The sequence below is a fragment of the Solibacillus sp. CAU 1738 genome, assembly GCF_039888725.1.
Classification (GTDB): Bacteria; Bacillota; Bacilli; order Bacillales_A; family Planococcaceae; genus Metasolibacillus.
Genome location: NZ_JBDQQN010000004.1, coordinates 156,693 through 173,768 on the forward strand (window position 1 = coordinate 156,693; position 17,076 = coordinate 173,768).

Genomic DNA, 17,076 nt, shown 5'->3' on the forward strand with positions numbered 1-17,076 from the left:
CTGACGTAGAATCAAATTAATATGTAGCTGCGTTTAACTTTTTTTCAATTTTGACTACTATTTTTGATTTGAATCATTGGATATTCTTTTATACTGTTTTTGTTGTTTAATAATCTGTTGGCAGGCTTTTAAATTGTCTATAACTTCAGATGAATGACGTGTTAATTCCTCTAATAAATGCTCTGCCTGTTCCTTTTCGCCATTTAAATAAGATAAAACAGCCTTTTTTGCTACTTCATGAACTTGAGTAAAAGGACGTTCCAAATTTTTAAATACCTTTTCTCCGCCTAATAGTTTCATACCTTGTCCGTAATACCACTGGCCAATTCTTGATTCACGTGCTGGTTGAATATCTTCCACTTGCATTTGCTCAAAGCCTAACAATAAATTATAAATACGCCATCTCCAAAGTAAATGGTCTGTAATATGTAATTCAATCATATCCTCTTGGCTCAATATAAAATTTTTGGAGATCGTTTGAACACGATAATGATCTAGCTTTTTACTTAATTGATAAATGGCTTCACCTGTTTTATTAATTAATTCTTTACTATGTACTGTGCTTTCAAAAATACGGTGGTTATGTTCTGCCACTTTTGAAGTTTGTTCAGACTGCTTTTTTGTCATTGTCGCAATTTCTTGGAATCGTATCCCCTGAACTTGCAAATCGTTATTTAAATTGGTTAACATATCAATGATTTGTACCGTTTCGTTTACACCATTATGTAGATTTTCTGTTGCTTCACTTGTTAATTGATTAATATCAGCTGTAATTGCTAATAACTGTTCCATATCGACTTGAATAGTTTCTACAGACTTTTTTGTTCCATCTGCTAATTTACGAATTTCCTCAGCGACAACTGCAAAACCTTTCCCAGCTTCCCCTGCACGTGCTGCCTCAATCGAAGCATTTAATGCTAAAAGATTTGTCTGATTGGCAATCCCTTTAATAAAATCAATTAAATTCGTTACATTATTTACTTTCTCTATAAGTAACACTACATTGTCCTGAACTTTTTGTTGGCTATTATTTGTATGTTCAAGCACTTCTGAAATAGCTTTCAACTTAGATAAATCTTGTTCGAGTGACAATAAAGATTGCTTCGTATGTTGTGATATATCGCCGACTGACGTTGAAATTTCTTCAATACTTTCGTCAAGTTGTTGCATTAAACCACTTGTTTCGTATGCATCCTTATGTTGCGTTTCTTGAAAATGAATAAGCTCCTTCATTTCCTCTAGCTGTGTATTATATTTAATAATATCGCCTAATCCATTCACTATAGAATTCCCTTGAATTTCAATATAGGTTTCAACGATAATTTGCTGATCAATTGTTACTAAACTATCATACGCTAGTAATAAATCCATTTTTTCTTTGTCACTTTTATATTTAGTTTGCAAAATCAATGGAATAATTAGTTGATTGATTAACGTATAGGCCGCAATCATCCAGTTAGGTAACACACCAATTCGAGCATGCGTTTCAGCAATTTTTCTTCGGCTATATACATATTCAATCGTTAACTCATCTTGAAACAAGCTTTGAAAATGGAGATCAAACGTGTGCTTTAAACGATCTACAGTTGTATGACGGTGAATAATAGCACTAAATTCTTCTGTTTGCAGTAACCTTGCATAAAATTGATCAAGAATCATTTGGCGATTTTCATGATAAATTTGGGCTAATGGTTGTACAGAATCTCTACGTACTTGAGTGAGGGACAAAAAATCTAATTTATCTTTAAAACGTTCGTTTGTAACAATGTCAGATAGGGAATTATCCGTAAAATACGAATAATTCCCTTTATGTTGTCTTTTAGTAAATAACATGATGCATTCATTTCCTTTTCTTTAACTTCTCTTTTTATTTCTAATTTTGGAATAACACATCTGCATAATCGATATTTTTTTCAAACTCTGCTTTAGCAAAAGGACAAAGTGGTAACACTTTCATATTTTTTGCACGGGCATGCTCTACGAATGCTACGACTAACTTTTTCCCAACACCAAGACCACGTGCTTCATTTGAAACGCCTGTATGGTCAATAATATAAAACTCGTCATTTGCATGTACAAATGTCATCTCACCTAAAATTAACTCACCTTGTTTTGCTGTTACTTGCTTTTCTTCTACAATAATATTCATTTACTTTTGCTCCTTTACGATATATTGAAGTGCTTTTGTTGGGCATGTATCAATAATACGTGCCATTTCGACTGATGTTTCTGCATTTGGAAGAATCCATGGCTTACGTTTTGGATCAAAAGCTTCCGCGCTACCTTTTACACATTTCCCTGCATGCTTACAAAGGTTAAGTGCGTAATAAACATCGATTCCTTCTCCCTCATACTTTCGATAGCCTTGTTCTATTAATTGTTGTTCTGTCATATTCTTTCACTCCCTATGTTAATGGTTTTAATTGACGTTCTATTTCAGCTCTAAAAGCCATGTTCTTTCTTATTACATTTCGTTATAATTGGCGATAGATTCTATTTATAGATACACTATCCATCTCTAAAATTTCTAAAATACTTGGAGGAAATAACTATTTTCAAGAAAAAAGGAATATATATTGGACTACTGATCATACCGATTTTACTTGTAATAGGTCTGCACTATAGCTATGACTCACAGTTCTCTATACCTACTCAAAAAGAAAATGCAAATGAATTAATCATTGCAAATACACAACAAATTTTTACATTACAAAATGGTTGGCGGATCAATACACACGAAAACAATGGATCTGCCCCCGTTGCTAATATCCCATTCCATCTAGAGGCTAAACAACCTGTAGTCCTCTCTCTTTTAATGGATTTGCCTATGGCCGAGCAGGTATATAAAATCCATCTAGATGGTCTACAACAACCATTCGAGTTCTATGTAAATGGTGAATTAATCGAAAGCATTTACACTTTTGCCAATAAAAAAAGAGTGCAATTTTATGCAAAAGAACAGCAAGTTCAACTAGAGTTAAAAATTTACCCAACTAATGCAAAAGTGTCTCTATTAAAAGTACCAATCTTTGGTCAGGCAGAAGCTATGCAGCAATTTGAACTAAAGGAATTCGTCATTATAGTATTTACTTTATTACTACTTATGATCTTATCTATTTACACGCTAGTACTTTATTTTACAAAACAGCGATTAAAGGTCTTTCTCTATATAAGTTGCTATTTAACCTTAGTAGCTGCTTCCTTACTTTTATCTGGAGAACAACTAGGACAAGCTTTGTTTCCGACTATTTCATCTGTGACTTTATTTAAATTAAAAACGACCATTGCCTTAATAGCAGCTATTGTTCTAATCTCCTTGAATAGAGCCATCCGAGGTCGCGATAGAATTACACTACAAAATGTTAGCTTTATTTGTTCGATTTCATTATTAATCGGCTTGCTGTATTTGACGCAAGATGTCCATTTAAAAATGTTAGAAGCTTGTATTTGGCTATATCTCTTAGTTGTTTTAGTCATTCAGTTGATGATTATGCTTTATCATTTTTATAAAAACAATGAACTCATATACAAAAATCTCGCATTACTATTAGGATTTCTCTTTCTTTCTATCTATATGAGTTTAAGAATTTATTACAATGTAGTTGGAACGAATATTCCTACTCATTATTGGTTAATTGCTTTTACAACTTATATGTTGATCTATATATTGATTCAAACAAATCGTTTAGTGCAGGAATTAGAACAATCCAAAATTTCTTATTTTAATGCTCAAATCAAGCCGCATTTTATATACAATGCATTAACGAGCATTATTGCTTTATGTTATACAGATAATCTACAAGCAGCTAGATTATTAGGCAAATTCAGCACTTACTTACGTTTAATATTTGAAAATAGCCAAACAAATACAACGGTTCTATTGCAAGATGAATTGAAATTAATAGACGCCTATGTCGAAATTGAAATGGCTCGGTTTCCAAATCGCATACACTATGAAGTAACAGTTGACGAGTCAGCTCTCAACAAAAAAATACCTTCTTTAACTATTCAACCTTTTGTAGAAAATGCCATTCGCCATGGTCTTTTTAATAAAATAGAGGCTGGTCATGTTCAATTACGCATCCATGAAATCGGTCACTCTTTAAAGATTGAAATAGTAGACGATGGTGTAGGTATGGATACACATAAACTAGAGACTGTACTAAAGGGGAAAGAGAGTAATCAAGGCATTGGCATCCAAAATACATTAAAGCGACTTCATTATATGAAAGATACTACAGTGGAAATACAATCTGAGGTAAACAAGGGGACATCTATTTTTATCACGTTACCAATAGAGTAGGAGGAAATTGCATAAATGCTACGAACTGTTGTCGTGGATGATGAGGTAAATTCTCTCAACCTTATTATCTATTTCTTAAAAAATACAAAGGAATTCGATGTAATCGGCGCATATACAGTACCAGAAGATGCACTAACAGAAATACCGCAGCTCAATCCCGACATCATCTTTTTAGATGTGGAAATGCCTCGACTTTCAGGCATTGAATTAGCGAAGCTGTTAAAATCAGATGCCAATCAAATCGTTTTTATTACAGCCTATCAACAATACGCTTTAGAAGCGTTAAAACTCGAAGCTAGTGAATATTTATTAAAGCCTGTTTTACCTGAAAATATTGAAGAAATCACACCTAAAATTTTGAAACGTGCAAAGCTCATTCAAAATCAAACGAAATCGAGTAATGAGATGCTACATTCAAACATCCAATGCTTCGGTAATTTTATAGTGAAGAACGATTTAGGAGAGATCATCAAATGGCCAACTCGAAAAGTAGAAGAACTCTTTGCCTACCTACTCACAAATACTACACAGGTCGCTAACAAATGGCGATTAGCAGAAGAAATTTGGCCAGAAAAAGGACTACACAATATGTATAATGCCGTCTATTTACTAAATAAAACCTTTGAAAAATATAATCTTCCTTTCACCGTTTCCAGTGTAAATGAAGGCTATAAACTAAAATCAAATCAACCGATCATTTTAGATATAATTAAATTCGAAAAAATTAATTTCTCAAATATAGCAGACCCTTCTACTTTAGAAATCGTTAATTATATTTCTAAACAAGGCACACTCTTTGAAAATCAAGACTACTCTTGGGCAATCTATACGCGCGAGCAATATGTAATTAAGCATCAAAAGTTATTACACCAGCTTTTAGATTATTATCAAGACAAAGATGCGATTTTATATGAAGGTCTTAAAAAAGACTATGAGCGTATTTATGTCTTGCAGTAGGTGAATTGTTAATGAAGGGGGTTGTCACTTTTTCGGACAGCCCCTTTAGACTATATACAAAGTCAGTTTGAAGCTTGGATGGGAACAAGCTGATAACAGTGATATAAATTGCTCTTACCTCAGCCATCAGTTTCTCGTGCTCACGTTCTCTATTAAAAAGTTAGCGAAGAAAAAAAACTGAGAAAAATGCTGACAAGAAAGTAACTAGCAAAAAATCAAAGAAAAAGAGCAACAAGAAAGCAGCTTAACAACATAAAAAAAAAGCTGGAGAAATACGATTCATGTTCTCCAGCTGCATTTTTAAAGCAATATCCCTCTACAATAGACCCGCTTTCTCTAAAAACTCACGTGCCACCTTTTCTATATTTTTGCCTTCTACGTTAACTTGATAATTCATTTCACGCATTTCATCATCCGTTATTTTACCCGCTAGTTTATTTAACACTTGTTCTATTTCAGGAAATTTTTCTAATGTTTCTGCTCTTACTAATGGTGCGCCTTGGTATGGTGGGAATAGCTGTTGATCGTCAGCTAACACAGTTAAATTATATTGCCGAATTTCACTGTCTGTTGAATAGGCATCTAATAATTGAATATCGCCTGTATCAATTGCTTGATATCTAAGCTTCGGTTCCATTGTTTTTATATGATCGATTGTAATTCCATAGAGCTTTTGTATACCCAAATAACCATCTTCTCGATCATTAAACTCAAGTGTAAAACCTGCTTTGATGGATTCTTGGATAGCTTTAATATCCGAAATACTTTTCAATTGATAGGTTTCTGCCATTTCTTTTGAAACAGCTAGTGCATAGGTGTTGTTATACTTCATCGGGCTAAGCATCACCATATCAAATTTCTCCAACATCCCTGCTCTAGCCTGTTCATACACATCTTCTTCATTATTATTAACAGCTTCCTCTTTTAAAAACTCGGAAATGGCTGTACCCGTAAATTCTGGGTAAATATCGATACTGTCGGATTTTAGTGCATTAAATACAAATGAAGTTTTACCAAAGCCAGGCTTTAATTGAACGGTTAAATCCGTCTCATTTTCAATCAGTAATTTATACATATTAATCAGAATTTCGGGCTCTGATCCAAGTTTACCAGCAATGACAATCTCGTCTTTTTCATTGACGTTTACTAGTGGTGCAATAATCATCAGTATTGCCGCAATACTAATTGCACTTAATGTGATGGCTGATTTTTTAAAGGAAAGTGATCCAAGCTTTTTAAGTAAAAAATCAAACATTAATGCTAAACACGCAGCAGGCACAGCCCCTAGTATAATGAGTGAAGGATTATTACGATCAATTCCAAGTAAAATAATATCCCCTAATCCACCAGCACCGATTAATGCGGCAAGTGTTGCTGTACCTACTATTAAGACCATAGCTGTCCGAATCCCCGCCATAATCACGGGCATAGCAAGTGGAAGTTCCACCTTCACTAGCCTTTTCCATGTGTTCATCCCCATCGCTGTAGCCGCTTCTTTAAGCGAAGCATCCACTTCATTTATTCCAGTGAATGTATTTCGTAAAATCGGTAAAAGCGCATAGACAACTAAAGCAATGATAGCGGGCACCTTCCCAATGCCAAACAACGGTATTAACAACCCGAGTAACGCTAATGAAGGAATGGTTTGTAAAACAGCACTAATCCCAATAATGCTTTCTGCAATTTTCTTCTTATTTGTTAAATAGATTCCTAGAGGAATTGCAATGGCAACTGCAAAAAATAAAGCAATAAATGAAATCTGCATGTGTTCTAGTATAGAGGCTACGAGTTGCCCTTTACGTTCATTAAAAACATCCATAAAATTAATCATTCGAATCCTCCTCTTACTAAGGATTCTGTAGAACGTTGGTTATGGAAAGTATGCTCGTTCACTCCTATAAACTCTCGAACAAAATCATTCACTGGATTTTGGATGATTTCTTGAGGCGTACCAAGTTGCACAATTCGCCCATCCTTCATCACACAAACCCGATCAGCTAATTTTAATGCCTCTTGCATATCATGCGAAACAAAAACAATGGTTTTTTGTATCGAGCGTTGAAGTTCAAGAAGGTCGTCTTGTAATTTCGTCCGACTAATCGGATCTAGTGCACTAAATGGTTCATCCATTAAAACAATTTCCGGGTCAGCTGCTAATGCACGAATAACCCCTACCCTTTGCTGTTCCCCACCAGAAAGTTCATTCGGCTTTCGTTGGCTATATTGATCGGCATCAAGCCCCACCATCTCGAGTAACTCTCGTACCCGACGCTGGATATTTTCATTCCGCCACTTTTTCAACTCCGGCACAATCGATATATTCTCTTCAATCGTCATATGCGGAAAAAGCGCTATTTGTTGCAGCACATAGCCAATATTCCAGCGTAATTCATGGATGTTATAATCACTTATTCTCTGCCCGTTAATTCGTATCGTTCCTTCAGTCAAAGGAATTAAACGATTGATCATTTTTAGTAAGGTCGTTTTTCCACAACCACTAGGACCAATAATGACGAAGAATTCTCCTTTATTAATTTCAAGATCAATGCTATTCACTGCAATCTGGTCATTCTCATATTTTTTAGTAACATTCTCAAATACAATCATTGCGAAACCCCTTTTCCTGGCGCCTGCAAAATTTTTTTTGTGAAAGCTTGTTAGCACCCAGTACATAAAATATGCACTATATCTCCTTACAATGATTTACTCCTACCTATTCTCCTTAAAATATAATACTAAGTATTAAGTTCGATTGATGTAGACTTTTCCCTCTTTTCAGCTTTTCACTTCCAAATTATATTCTATTCCTATCACTTTGCTTTATGCTCATATGGTTATAAGTCCTATATTTTAACCTGCTCTAAAAGCTTTTTATCACCTTGATAGGTTATATATTTTCATCGTGAAATATTTTAAAGGAACGTTCTTGTTCGAGGACTTTCGTTTTTGGTAATGATTTTTATAGCAAATAATCATTTTAAAAGTAGTAATGAGGGTAAGTCTTGCCCAAAACTTTAATCGATTTCTTTGTTTTAAAAAGAAATACCTACCATCATTCAGAGTATGAGAAAAAAGATGGCATTTTCCGACCGTTTAATAAAGTGACATTAAGTATATATTTAGTGAAAATTCTTATTCAAATTCCATTTTTAAATACAGATTTGTATGTTGGACCGATAGCTACAATGTTGAACGGTGTTGATATCGCTTGGATTGTTGGACTACTGTTTTCAAGTGTTGTTTATTATACGATCACGAAAATGAATTCAATCAAAATCCCAAGTGAAAGTAACGCCACAATTAAAGAATTAGACACGTCTATTGATTAACTCATTTTCGCCATCAAAACCCCTAATAAAAAAGAGAAGGTCGGCTAGAACTGCCTCCTTCTCTTTATCTTCAAAGTGTTGATCCGTCGATTGCACGATTAAACGATAAAATTATTTCTTAGATTCAATCGCTTCAATTAGATTTGTAACGATAGTTGGATCTTCAACATCTTCGTCTGTTACTTCATTCACAATTTCAAAATCATCAGCGTCCACAAGTAAAATACTGATGCCGTCTTTAATAAACTCGTCTGCTTCGACTTCACCTTCATAATACTGATACGTTGCCACTACAACATGGGTGCCAGCCTCTTCATCAAAAAACATATAAAGCTTATCCGAATTTCCGTACACTTCCTCTAAAACGGAACGCAACCGAGGTGTTCCCACGCTCCATTGCACTTCTTTATTTACTGTTGCTGCAACTAATGATTCTACAAATTCTTCTATTGTATTCATTCCAATACCCTCCATTCCAACAAACATTCTGCGGTAATCTAGCCACTGTACCATAACATGACCCGTTAGGAAAATTTACAACCTTTCACAAATACAAATGCAATCTACTTATTTAGGGTGTGAATGTAGTGGCATCTTATTCATGTCTTTTTACGTTATAAGGTGAAATGGGTGACGTCTAAACAATCTTGAATGTTTACGATTCTTTTACTTAAAAGGATAAAGTAGAGATGGTATACATCAAAGGTTGCGGTCTTTTTGAAATTGTTTGATTCATATGTATGGAGACGGCGGGTGTTCTACCTATCAAATCAGAAAACCTTGTTATATCAATGTTTACAAGGCTTTTCTGACCATCGGAAATTGCTCTTACAAAGGAATTAATAAGGTTTGCTAAAAATGCTTACGGAGACAACATATTTTAATACATGATTCATATGAATAGTTCTTTCAAAAAGTCAAAGCCCTTCAAAATAAAAATAGTTAATTTATTCGTTGAAAAGTGCATTCTTAGTTATTTATTAAAATTCAAGTTCTATTTGTTCAATAAATTCTTTATTTTTAAGCTTAGCTTCCTTTAAAGTTTTTGAATCCTTCTCAGGGATTACTTTCACATTATTTTTAGCGGTAGTAGTTACTTCCTCATAACTATTATCTACCCCTATACTCTTTAATAATCCATTATCAATAGTATCTATTTTATTGGTCGGAAAACTATCCACTAATTCTTCTTTAACAATTAGTGGTAAACTGTTTTCAGATGACACAGCTTTTTGTGAAGGGTCATTCTCTAGATTATTATCAGATATCTGTGATATTCCCTTAAAACCATCAATTTTTTTCTGTAATACATCTACAATCATGTCAACTGGGACACCAGCTTGTATTCCTTCATTAATTACTGATTGTAATCTTTGTTCAAAAATATCACGCAATTGTTCACCAAGTGGATAAATATTGTGTAATGAGGTAAAGGCCTCTGCTTTATTTAAATTTAATAGCTCTAATACCCCTTCACTTTGTCCAATAGTATATAAAGGGGACCATTTTGCATTTATATTTTCCATAACGCCTTCCCATGTTCCACTTTTTTTATTACTTGAAATTTGCGAAGCACCTACAAGTACTGCATCACCCGTAGAATGAATGAATTTATTACGTTGCATTGCATATCTTCCAGTAAATCTTGCATAGACTGGCTCGGTAGACATAATTAATAGTTGTCCATTTTGTACATATTGTCGATTGGCTTTATTTTTTATTAATTGACCGATACCAGTACTAGGAAAAATCACCACTCTCCCACCATTGTCTAGGGCAGCTGTTGTCGCTGTAGAATCTACACCAGCAGCACCACCAGAAATAACTACAATATTATGATGTGCAGCTTGTTTGCAAATCTCTTCAACTTGCATTAATTCTTCTTTTTTGGCATTTCGAGACCCTACTACGCTTAATGTATGCTTGCTATTTAGAATATTAATATCGCCTACACTATAATAAAATGCAGGTCGTATTTTTAATTCTAATTTTTTTAAACGTTTAGGCATTTGAGAACGGAAGATTACATTATATCCTTGATTTGCCAAATCCTCTAGTTCCACCATTGCAATACCAAGTTGTTTACGAGCTGTTACTTTTTTTATGATTCGATCCTTTTGGATTTTAGAACAGTCACTTAAAATTTGAGATAGCTCATTCTCAGATAAATGTAATAAACTTTCTGGATACATATTATTATTGGCAAGCGCTTTAACCAGCATATTCCATTCAATAATTGTTAATGCTAATGTTTTAGTACTAGGTAAAGCAGCACTAAATAAATAAGTAGCTACCTCACTTTTTGAGAAAGTCATATTTTTCTCCTTTCTTAGTCACTACCACTCGTATCTGAAAGAGCGAATGGAATAACTGTGACGTTTTGATAATTCACCCCTAGAAGTTCTGCAGCGATAGCAAACGTCCATCTTGAATCAACGAAATCATCAACTAAAATAATATTCATATTCGATAAATTTTGATTATCTTTAATATATAAGTAATCGCGGATATTTTTCTCCTGAACTTGACTATTTAAGGCAGTCTTTTGTTCTGGTTCATTTTCTCGTTTCCCTAACACATCTGCATATGGTAATTGTAATTGTTTCGCTAGTCGATTGGCAAACGTGGAAACTAATTGTGGGCGTCTATTAGAAGGAATTGAGACAATAATCGTATTGCCACGTATATTCAATTTAGTTAAGTATTTCTTTAATTTAGTTGCCGAAGCTTGAACTAAAATTTCAGAAAAATCACCTGTTTGATATTTACCACGGCTAGCTTCTTGCCCTAATTCTTCATGATAATAACTTAATGCCACTCCAGGACTATGAACATAAGCTAAGTTTCTATTAAATATAGCTGATCTTTTTCTTGGCTCTATAATAATAAACTGGTTCGAGAAAAATTGTTGGACATGCTTCTTCTGTTCTTGCGTAACAACATCATTTGTCATTGTCCATTGCTGCATACAATTACTACATTTACCACAGTTTCTTGTAAAAGGATCATTTAATAGATTTGTGACATAGGCCATTAGACAACACTTTTCTTGTTGATAATGAAGTAACTCTTGAAACTCTCTAGCCTTGTCTTGAATGACACTTTCATAATATTGTTCTTGAGATGTATATTTTTTTGGTGTTCGATGATATTCGCTTTTTTCTTTCCCAATAAAACCTTCAATTAATAATAACTTCAAAATTTGAGATAAAACTTTATTTTTCACATTTACATTTTGAGCAATATCTACTACTTTCACACTGGTATTATCTTCAATATATCGTAGCACTTCTATTATATGTTCTTGTTTTGGGAATGAATTAAAAATAAAATACTCATTAATCTTCATTTCCTCTTCGCCACCATATAGTAAAATACAATACGAATCTGAAATATTACGACCTGCACGACCAATTTGTTGATAATATTCAATCAACGACTTGGGTGTATAGTAATGAATAACAAAGCCAATATCATCTTTATCAAATCCCATACCTAATGCAATTGTTGAAACAAGCACCTTTAATTCATTGTGAATTAGTTTTTGCTCCAGTTCGACTTTAACTTGCTCATTTAAATCCGCATGATATGGATACGCTGCAATTTGATTTGCTTGTAACCATTGCGCAAGACGTTCACATTCTTTAACAGTAGTTGCATAAATAATCCCAGAACGAGGCAATTTATTTATATTATTTAAGATCCAAGCGTATTTTTCTTCAACAGTTGGTAAATAAATTTTATGTAAATTCAATGATTCACGTAATAATGGGCCTCTTATAACCTCACAGTCGCCCAATTGCTTTGCAACATCTTCAATAACACGATTATTAGCCGTTGCTGTAGTTGCCAAAACGCCAATATTACTTGGTAAATTATTTAATAATTGGCGAATACGTCGGTAATCTGGTCTAAAATCATGGCCCCAATCTGAAATACAATGTGCCTCATCCACTACAAATAGCGCAATTTTCAACTGACTGAGTAGTTGAATAAACTCTTCTTTTTGTAATTGTTCAGGTGTAATAAACAAGACATCACATTGTCCATTATTACATCGCCATACGAGCTTTTGTCTTTCTTCATGCTTACTATTTTGCTGACTATTAATACTTTCCGCTACTAGTCCATACTTTACTGTACTATCAATTTGATTTCGTGCTAAAGAAAGTAATGGACTAATAATAATTGTGGCACCTTCTCCACGTTGACGTAATATTTTAGTAGCTAAAAAATAGACTAAACTTTTTCCCCAACCTGTCTTTTGCACAACTAATACACGTTCTTTATTTATAATTTTCCTTACAGCTGTTTCTTGGTATTGATCACGGAACTGAGCAGACGTACCAAAAATAGTTTGTAATTGTTGTTGTAATACTGGCATTCTATCACCCCACTAATATTTATGAATACATCAACATTTTAACCCATTAAATGCGATATTACTGGTATAATATTGATATTTTCATAAATATTTGATGAATAATTTGGATGTGCTTAATTAAATAATTTAAAACAGGCACCTCCTTTATTTGATACGTCTATACGTACCGGAGGTGCATGGTGTTTTATATGTGTTGTTTAATTACGGGCTTACGAAAGACACAAATATTTTGGTATCTCATTAATTTATATTGTCTTCTTTTGTAACCATCCTAATAATTGAAACGAAATGCATCAGCTTCGAATCGTAAATATTCACGATGATCTACGAAATCTTTTGTGAAAACATGACCTTTGGTAAGATGTGATAACTCAACAGACAAGTCTTTTGAGGTTTTGCTATCTAAACCAAGCATTTCTTGTAATTGATTTGGTGAAGCACCGTCACAACTAAAAATGAACATAAACTCAAGTAGTTCCTTAAAATCAAAATCCTTTTGATTATAGTCATTAGGTGATTGAGAGGCAAAGAATACTGCAATTCCCTTGCTACGGCCCTCCCTAATGATTTTTTCCAAAAAAGGATTTCTTTGAGAAAGATAGTTGTGGGCCTCATCGATGACGAGAACTGTACGAATGTGGCGATATCCTTCTTCGATTGGACTGTCGTCTAAATTTGTCATTTCTTTATATAATCTTTCAATCACCAAATATGCAGCAAGCTCTTTAAGCACAGGGAGTTCATGTAGATCCACTATAAATGTTTCTTTGTGTAAAGAATCTACTAATCGATCATCATCTTCATGGGACCAGAATAATTGAAAATTTGCCAGATGATTCATAATTTCAAGTAAAGAATCGGCCTTTTTCCCTTCTTCAATATACATATCATTCAAGATTTCATTAGTTTCTTGGAAATCAGGGTACGGAATATTACCAGATGTTCTTCTCCTGTATGCTTCTTCAATGGCTTTTTCTAAAATTCCACGTTGGACGCTCCCAATTTTATTGTCAATGGAGCTAAACGAGTCCGCCTTTTCAACAGCGGACATTTTAATTGATTTAGAAGTGTATTCTGGTAATATAAAAGGGTTAATTGGCATTGGTTTCCTAAAAGGGTTAAAAACATTAGCACGGGTGACCTGTAAAAAGCGAGTATTATTAATTGTATCACCTTTATAATCAATGTATATAAAGTTTGTCTTATGCCTTGATTGTATGCGTATATCTGCTAAGAGTTTTAATAAAAACTGAGTTTTTCCCACCCCTGACTTTCCTGCAATTGCTAAGTTTGGATTAGCAAATTTGTTTGTATTGTTAAGTTCAAGAACTACAGGTTTACGGGTATCTGGGTGAGTACCAATAGATATTTTTAATGCTGGGAACTCGGATGGAATTATTCCATTGTAGTTACTTAAAGATCTTGTATCCACCTCCAATATTAGTCTCTGGAAGAATAATGTTGCGTCCGAATTACAGCTATTATAAAGTTCTTGTAATAACTGACAGCCATTGTCTACATGATCCTTGACAATCGATCGATAATTAATGAAATCTTCTTTTTCAAAAGAACGTTGATGGACATATTGAGTGATAGTTTGGAACAACAATTCCTCTCTATCATCACTAAATATCGAAGATCGTCGTATTTCCCTACCAGACCTATCTAAACTCTCCGTTACTTTGTGGCCAGTCTTTTTCAGGGAATAGGATAATGCCAACTTTGCAATGTTACCGTATTCCAATTTAGTACTAGTTCGAATAGTTTCAAGAATTATGTCCGATTTTTTTGCTACAGCAATACGATCAGCCATTATATCTCCCCCTTAAAATATTCTTTTTGGACAGTGGTGAAATTACCATTATTAGTTAACAAAAGTGCTATTTTTACATTATTTTCAAGATTAGGATAAATGTTCGATCCTATTTCAGCATCAGTAGACAAAATAATAACCTGGTGACCGGCATTCGGATAATAGTTTGAAATTAACTTATTACGATGGATTGTATCAAGACGCGATAATGGGGTATCGATGATAATAGGCAAGTTAAGTTTGGATGTTTTCCCTAGCCCGTATAAAAGAGCTAGAACATAAATTAACTTTTCTCCGGCTGACATATTATCCTTTAAAATGATATTTCCATTTTTATGATGAAGGACTACATTAAATGTCTTGGGGTTAATTGTTAGACTTGCCACTTTGTCATTGTGCAGAATTTCTTGAAGTTTTTCCAAAGTATGTTTTTCTAATTCACTGATTTTCGATTGACACATAAAATCACGATAATCTGAAAGTAGGTTCTTAACCCGTTCAGTTACCTCTAAAAATTCTTCTCTTTCATTTGAAGCCTCAAATTGACGATAAGTTTCTTCTAGCTGAATCTTTAATTCTTTAATTTGACCGTCAACTCTTACTATTTCATTTTGATTTAGTTCTATTTCTTTCATTTTGCTTCCACGTTGAGAATTAAAAGATTCTAGTTCAGAAATAATTTCTTCATAAAACGATTGCAGATCTGGGCGAATTCGACTTCGGATAAGACTCTGTTGTAACTGATTTAATTTATCTTTGACCTCTTGTTGATTTTTTAATGTTTGTTCAATCCGTGACTCCCACCATCTTCCTTCGACTTCTTCTATTCGCGAGAGAACCGCTCGTTCTTGGTAATTCGATAATTGAAGGATAGACTTATTATGTTCAAAAGAACTCATTTGACGGATAATAGTTTCCACTCGTGCTATTAACTCATTTTTTTCAAAATTGGTAAGACTACGGTTGCAGCATATTGTGGAGGGAATCTCTATCTCAGACACAATATTACTAGCGAGATTTGGTGCTACTTCATTTAGACTCTTGTTTTTAGCTATTTCGCTCTCTAAATTTAATTGGTCATGTACACCAATAAATAAATCGGATAGCAAAGCTAGTGGCAGAGTGCTTTTGAAAAATTCCAGAATATTTTTTTCTAATATCGGAAGTTTATTACTGAGCGTTATTTCTTCTCGTCTCATGTCTTCTTTCACTTGTAAATCATCTACTTCAAATCCTAATGTTCTTCGGAAATCATCTTTTAATGAATCTGTATTTTCTTCAATTGATTCAATTTCTTTTAACTGCTTGTTAAGGTTGAGTGAGAAATCTTGTTTTTTGGCTTCCAAAGCTTCGATTTGTTTTAAACGCCACTCGATTTCCTTGTCATTTACTTTTTTGCGTTTCGAATCTTCTTCTTTTAAGATTGTAGTAATATCTGCCTCTAACATTTTCACCAAGTCAAAACCAAGTGCAGCTTCAAGGGAAGAACGTAAATTTTTATCTGGATTATCCGCTGCAAGGGATAATATTTTCTCTCCATCAAAAAAGAAGAACCGGGTAACTTCACGAGGAAAGTGTAAATCCACATAATCTTTCCACATAATTTCAGGATTTGGAACATATCTACCATCTTGAACAATTGATAATTCCTCTTCCCAATCATCTGAAAATGTTCTTTTTCGTTGTATCCAGCTTCTGGTTACGATAAAATGTCGGCCAATATCATCTTCTAATTCTAATTTTATGAAACAACTCTTCCCATTAATTTGATGATTGTCATTAATCAAAGTATTCATTACGTTGGGCTTTTCCCCATAAATGCAAATTTCAATTGCTTCCGTAAAGGATGTCTTTCCTGCTCCATTAAGTCCCCCCAATAAAATAATATTTTTGTCAGTGGAATCTGTTTCGAGAGGTATAGAAATTTCATGTTCAAAGATCTTGAAACCGTTTATTGTTAAGTTAAGAAACTTCATTATAGAACCTCCTTCAATAAGTAATGATAAATCAACGGTATTAGTTTTTGATAGTGTGTGATTATTCGATTCAAAATGGCTTCGGATAATGAGTTTTTTTGTGGTTTGATATTGTTTAGTTGCCTAATTAAGGCTGATGTTACATCATGGCTGTAATTGGAGAGAGCTTAATCTACGTCATCGGTTCTTTGTGTATTTGGAAGCGTTATTTTGGATTTTCATAATTACATGAAGTTCTCCCTACTTACTTTAGTTAGGCACCAATCCTATTGCTAGCTTGATCATTTTATACAAATCCTTCAGTAATAGATGCC

General features: G+C 33.8%; 12 protein-coding genes and 1 pseudogene. 3 read left to right on the forward strand and 10 right to left on the reverse strand.

The genetic code is table 11. The annotated features are described in order from the left end of the window. Nucleotides 1-57 precede the first annotated feature (57 nt). Genes AAFN87_RS13455 through AAFN87_RS13465 form a run of 3 tightly spaced genes read right to left on the reverse strand, consistent with a single transcriptional unit; the run spans nucleotide 58 to nucleotide 2,392 of the window. Nucleotides 58-1,833, reverse strand: a complete 1,776-nt coding sequence (locus AAFN87_RS13455; protein WP_347791597.1) for a protoglobin domain-containing protein — start codon at nucleotides 1,831-1,833, stop codon at nucleotides 58-60. Between the two features lie 40 nt (nucleotides 1,834-1,873). Next, a complete protein-coding gene (locus AAFN87_RS13460) occupies nucleotides 1,874-2,149 on the reverse strand; it encodes a GNAT family N-acetyltransferase (protein ID WP_347791598.1) in 276 nt (91 codons plus the stop codon). Then, nucleotides 2,150-2,392 (reverse strand): (4Fe-4S)-binding protein, encoded by a 243-nt coding sequence (locus AAFN87_RS13465; RefSeq protein WP_347791599.1) that lies wholly within the window; start codon nucleotides 2,390-2,392, stop codon nucleotides 2,150-2,152. Nucleotides 2,393-2,536: 144 nt separating this feature from the next. Between AAFN87_RS13465 and AAFN87_RS13470 the strand changes: the two genes are divergently transcribed. After that, nucleotides 2,537-4,303, forward strand: a complete 1,767-nt coding sequence (locus AAFN87_RS13470) for a sensor histidine kinase (RefSeq protein ID WP_347791600.1) — start codon at nucleotides 2,537-2,539, stop codon at nucleotides 4,301-4,303. A 15-nt stretch (nucleotides 4,304-4,318) separates the two neighbouring features. Beyond that, nucleotides 4,319-5,260 carry a response regulator gene (locus tag AAFN87_RS13475; RefSeq protein ID WP_347791601.1) on the forward strand — a complete coding sequence of 314 codons (942 nt, stop codon included), beginning with the start codon at nucleotides 4,319-4,321 and terminating at the stop codon, nucleotides 5,258-5,260. Between the two features lie 316 nt (nucleotides 5,261-5,576). Here AAFN87_RS13475 and opuFB read toward each other — a convergent pair whose 3' ends face one another. Together opuFB and AAFN87_RS13485 are read right to left on the reverse strand one after the other, a co-directional pair. Then, nucleotides 5,577-7,091: an osmoprotectant update ABC transporter permease/substrate-binding subunit OpuFB gene (gene opuFB, locus AAFN87_RS13480; RefSeq protein WP_347791602.1), complete on the reverse strand. Its 1,515-nt coding sequence runs from the start codon at nucleotides 7,089-7,091 to the stop codon at nucleotides 5,577-5,579. A gap of 62 nt (nucleotides 7,092-7,153) precedes the next feature. Continuing rightward, nucleotides 7,154-7,867: pseudogene (locus AAFN87_RS13485) on the reverse strand (ABC transporter ATP-binding protein); the annotation flags it as partial. Between the two features lie 395 nt (nucleotides 7,868-8,262). Between AAFN87_RS13485 and AAFN87_RS13490 the strand changes: the two are divergent. Further along, nucleotides 8,263-8,589, forward strand: a complete 327-nt coding sequence (locus AAFN87_RS13490) for a hypothetical protein (RefSeq protein WP_347791603.1) — start codon at nucleotides 8,263-8,265, stop codon at nucleotides 8,587-8,589. A gap of 111 nt (nucleotides 8,590-8,700) precedes the next feature. Here AAFN87_RS13490 and AAFN87_RS13495 read toward each other — a convergent pair whose 3' ends face one another. The 5 genes from AAFN87_RS13495 to dndD form a co-directional block, all read right to left on the reverse strand. Continuing rightward, on the reverse strand, nucleotides 8,701-9,048 hold the full coding sequence (locus tag AAFN87_RS13495; protein ID WP_347791604.1) for a hypothetical protein: 348 nt from the start codon (nucleotides 9,046-9,048) through the stop codon (nucleotides 8,701-8,703). A gap of 521 nt (nucleotides 9,049-9,569) precedes the next feature. After that, a complete protein-coding gene (locus AAFN87_RS13500) occupies nucleotides 9,570-10,904 on the reverse strand; it encodes a DNA-processing protein DprA (RefSeq protein WP_347791605.1) in 1,335 nt (444 codons plus the stop codon). Between the two features lie 14 nt (nucleotides 10,905-10,918). Next, nucleotides 10,919-12,973, reverse strand: coding sequence for a RecQ family ATP-dependent DNA helicase (locus tag AAFN87_RS13505; protein WP_347791606.1), 2,055 nt, complete (start codon nucleotides 12,971-12,973; stop codon nucleotides 10,919-10,921). Nucleotides 12,974-13,244: 271 nt separating this feature from the next. Beyond that, the gene (locus AAFN87_RS13510) at nucleotides 13,245-14,786 is read right to left on the reverse strand and encodes an ATP-binding protein (RefSeq protein WP_347791607.1); all 1,542 of its coding nucleotides are present in this window, start codon (nucleotides 14,784-14,786) and stop codon (nucleotides 13,245-13,247) included. Then, complete coding sequence (gene dndD / locus AAFN87_RS13515) at nucleotides 14,786-16,762, reverse strand: DNA sulfur modification protein DndD (protein ID WP_347791608.1); 1,977 nt, start codon at nucleotides 16,760-16,762, stop codon at nucleotides 14,786-14,788. The genes AAFN87_RS13510 and dndD overlap by 1 nt, the downstream gene beginning before the upstream one ends. Between the last annotated feature and the right edge of the window lie 314 nt (nucleotides 16,763-17,076).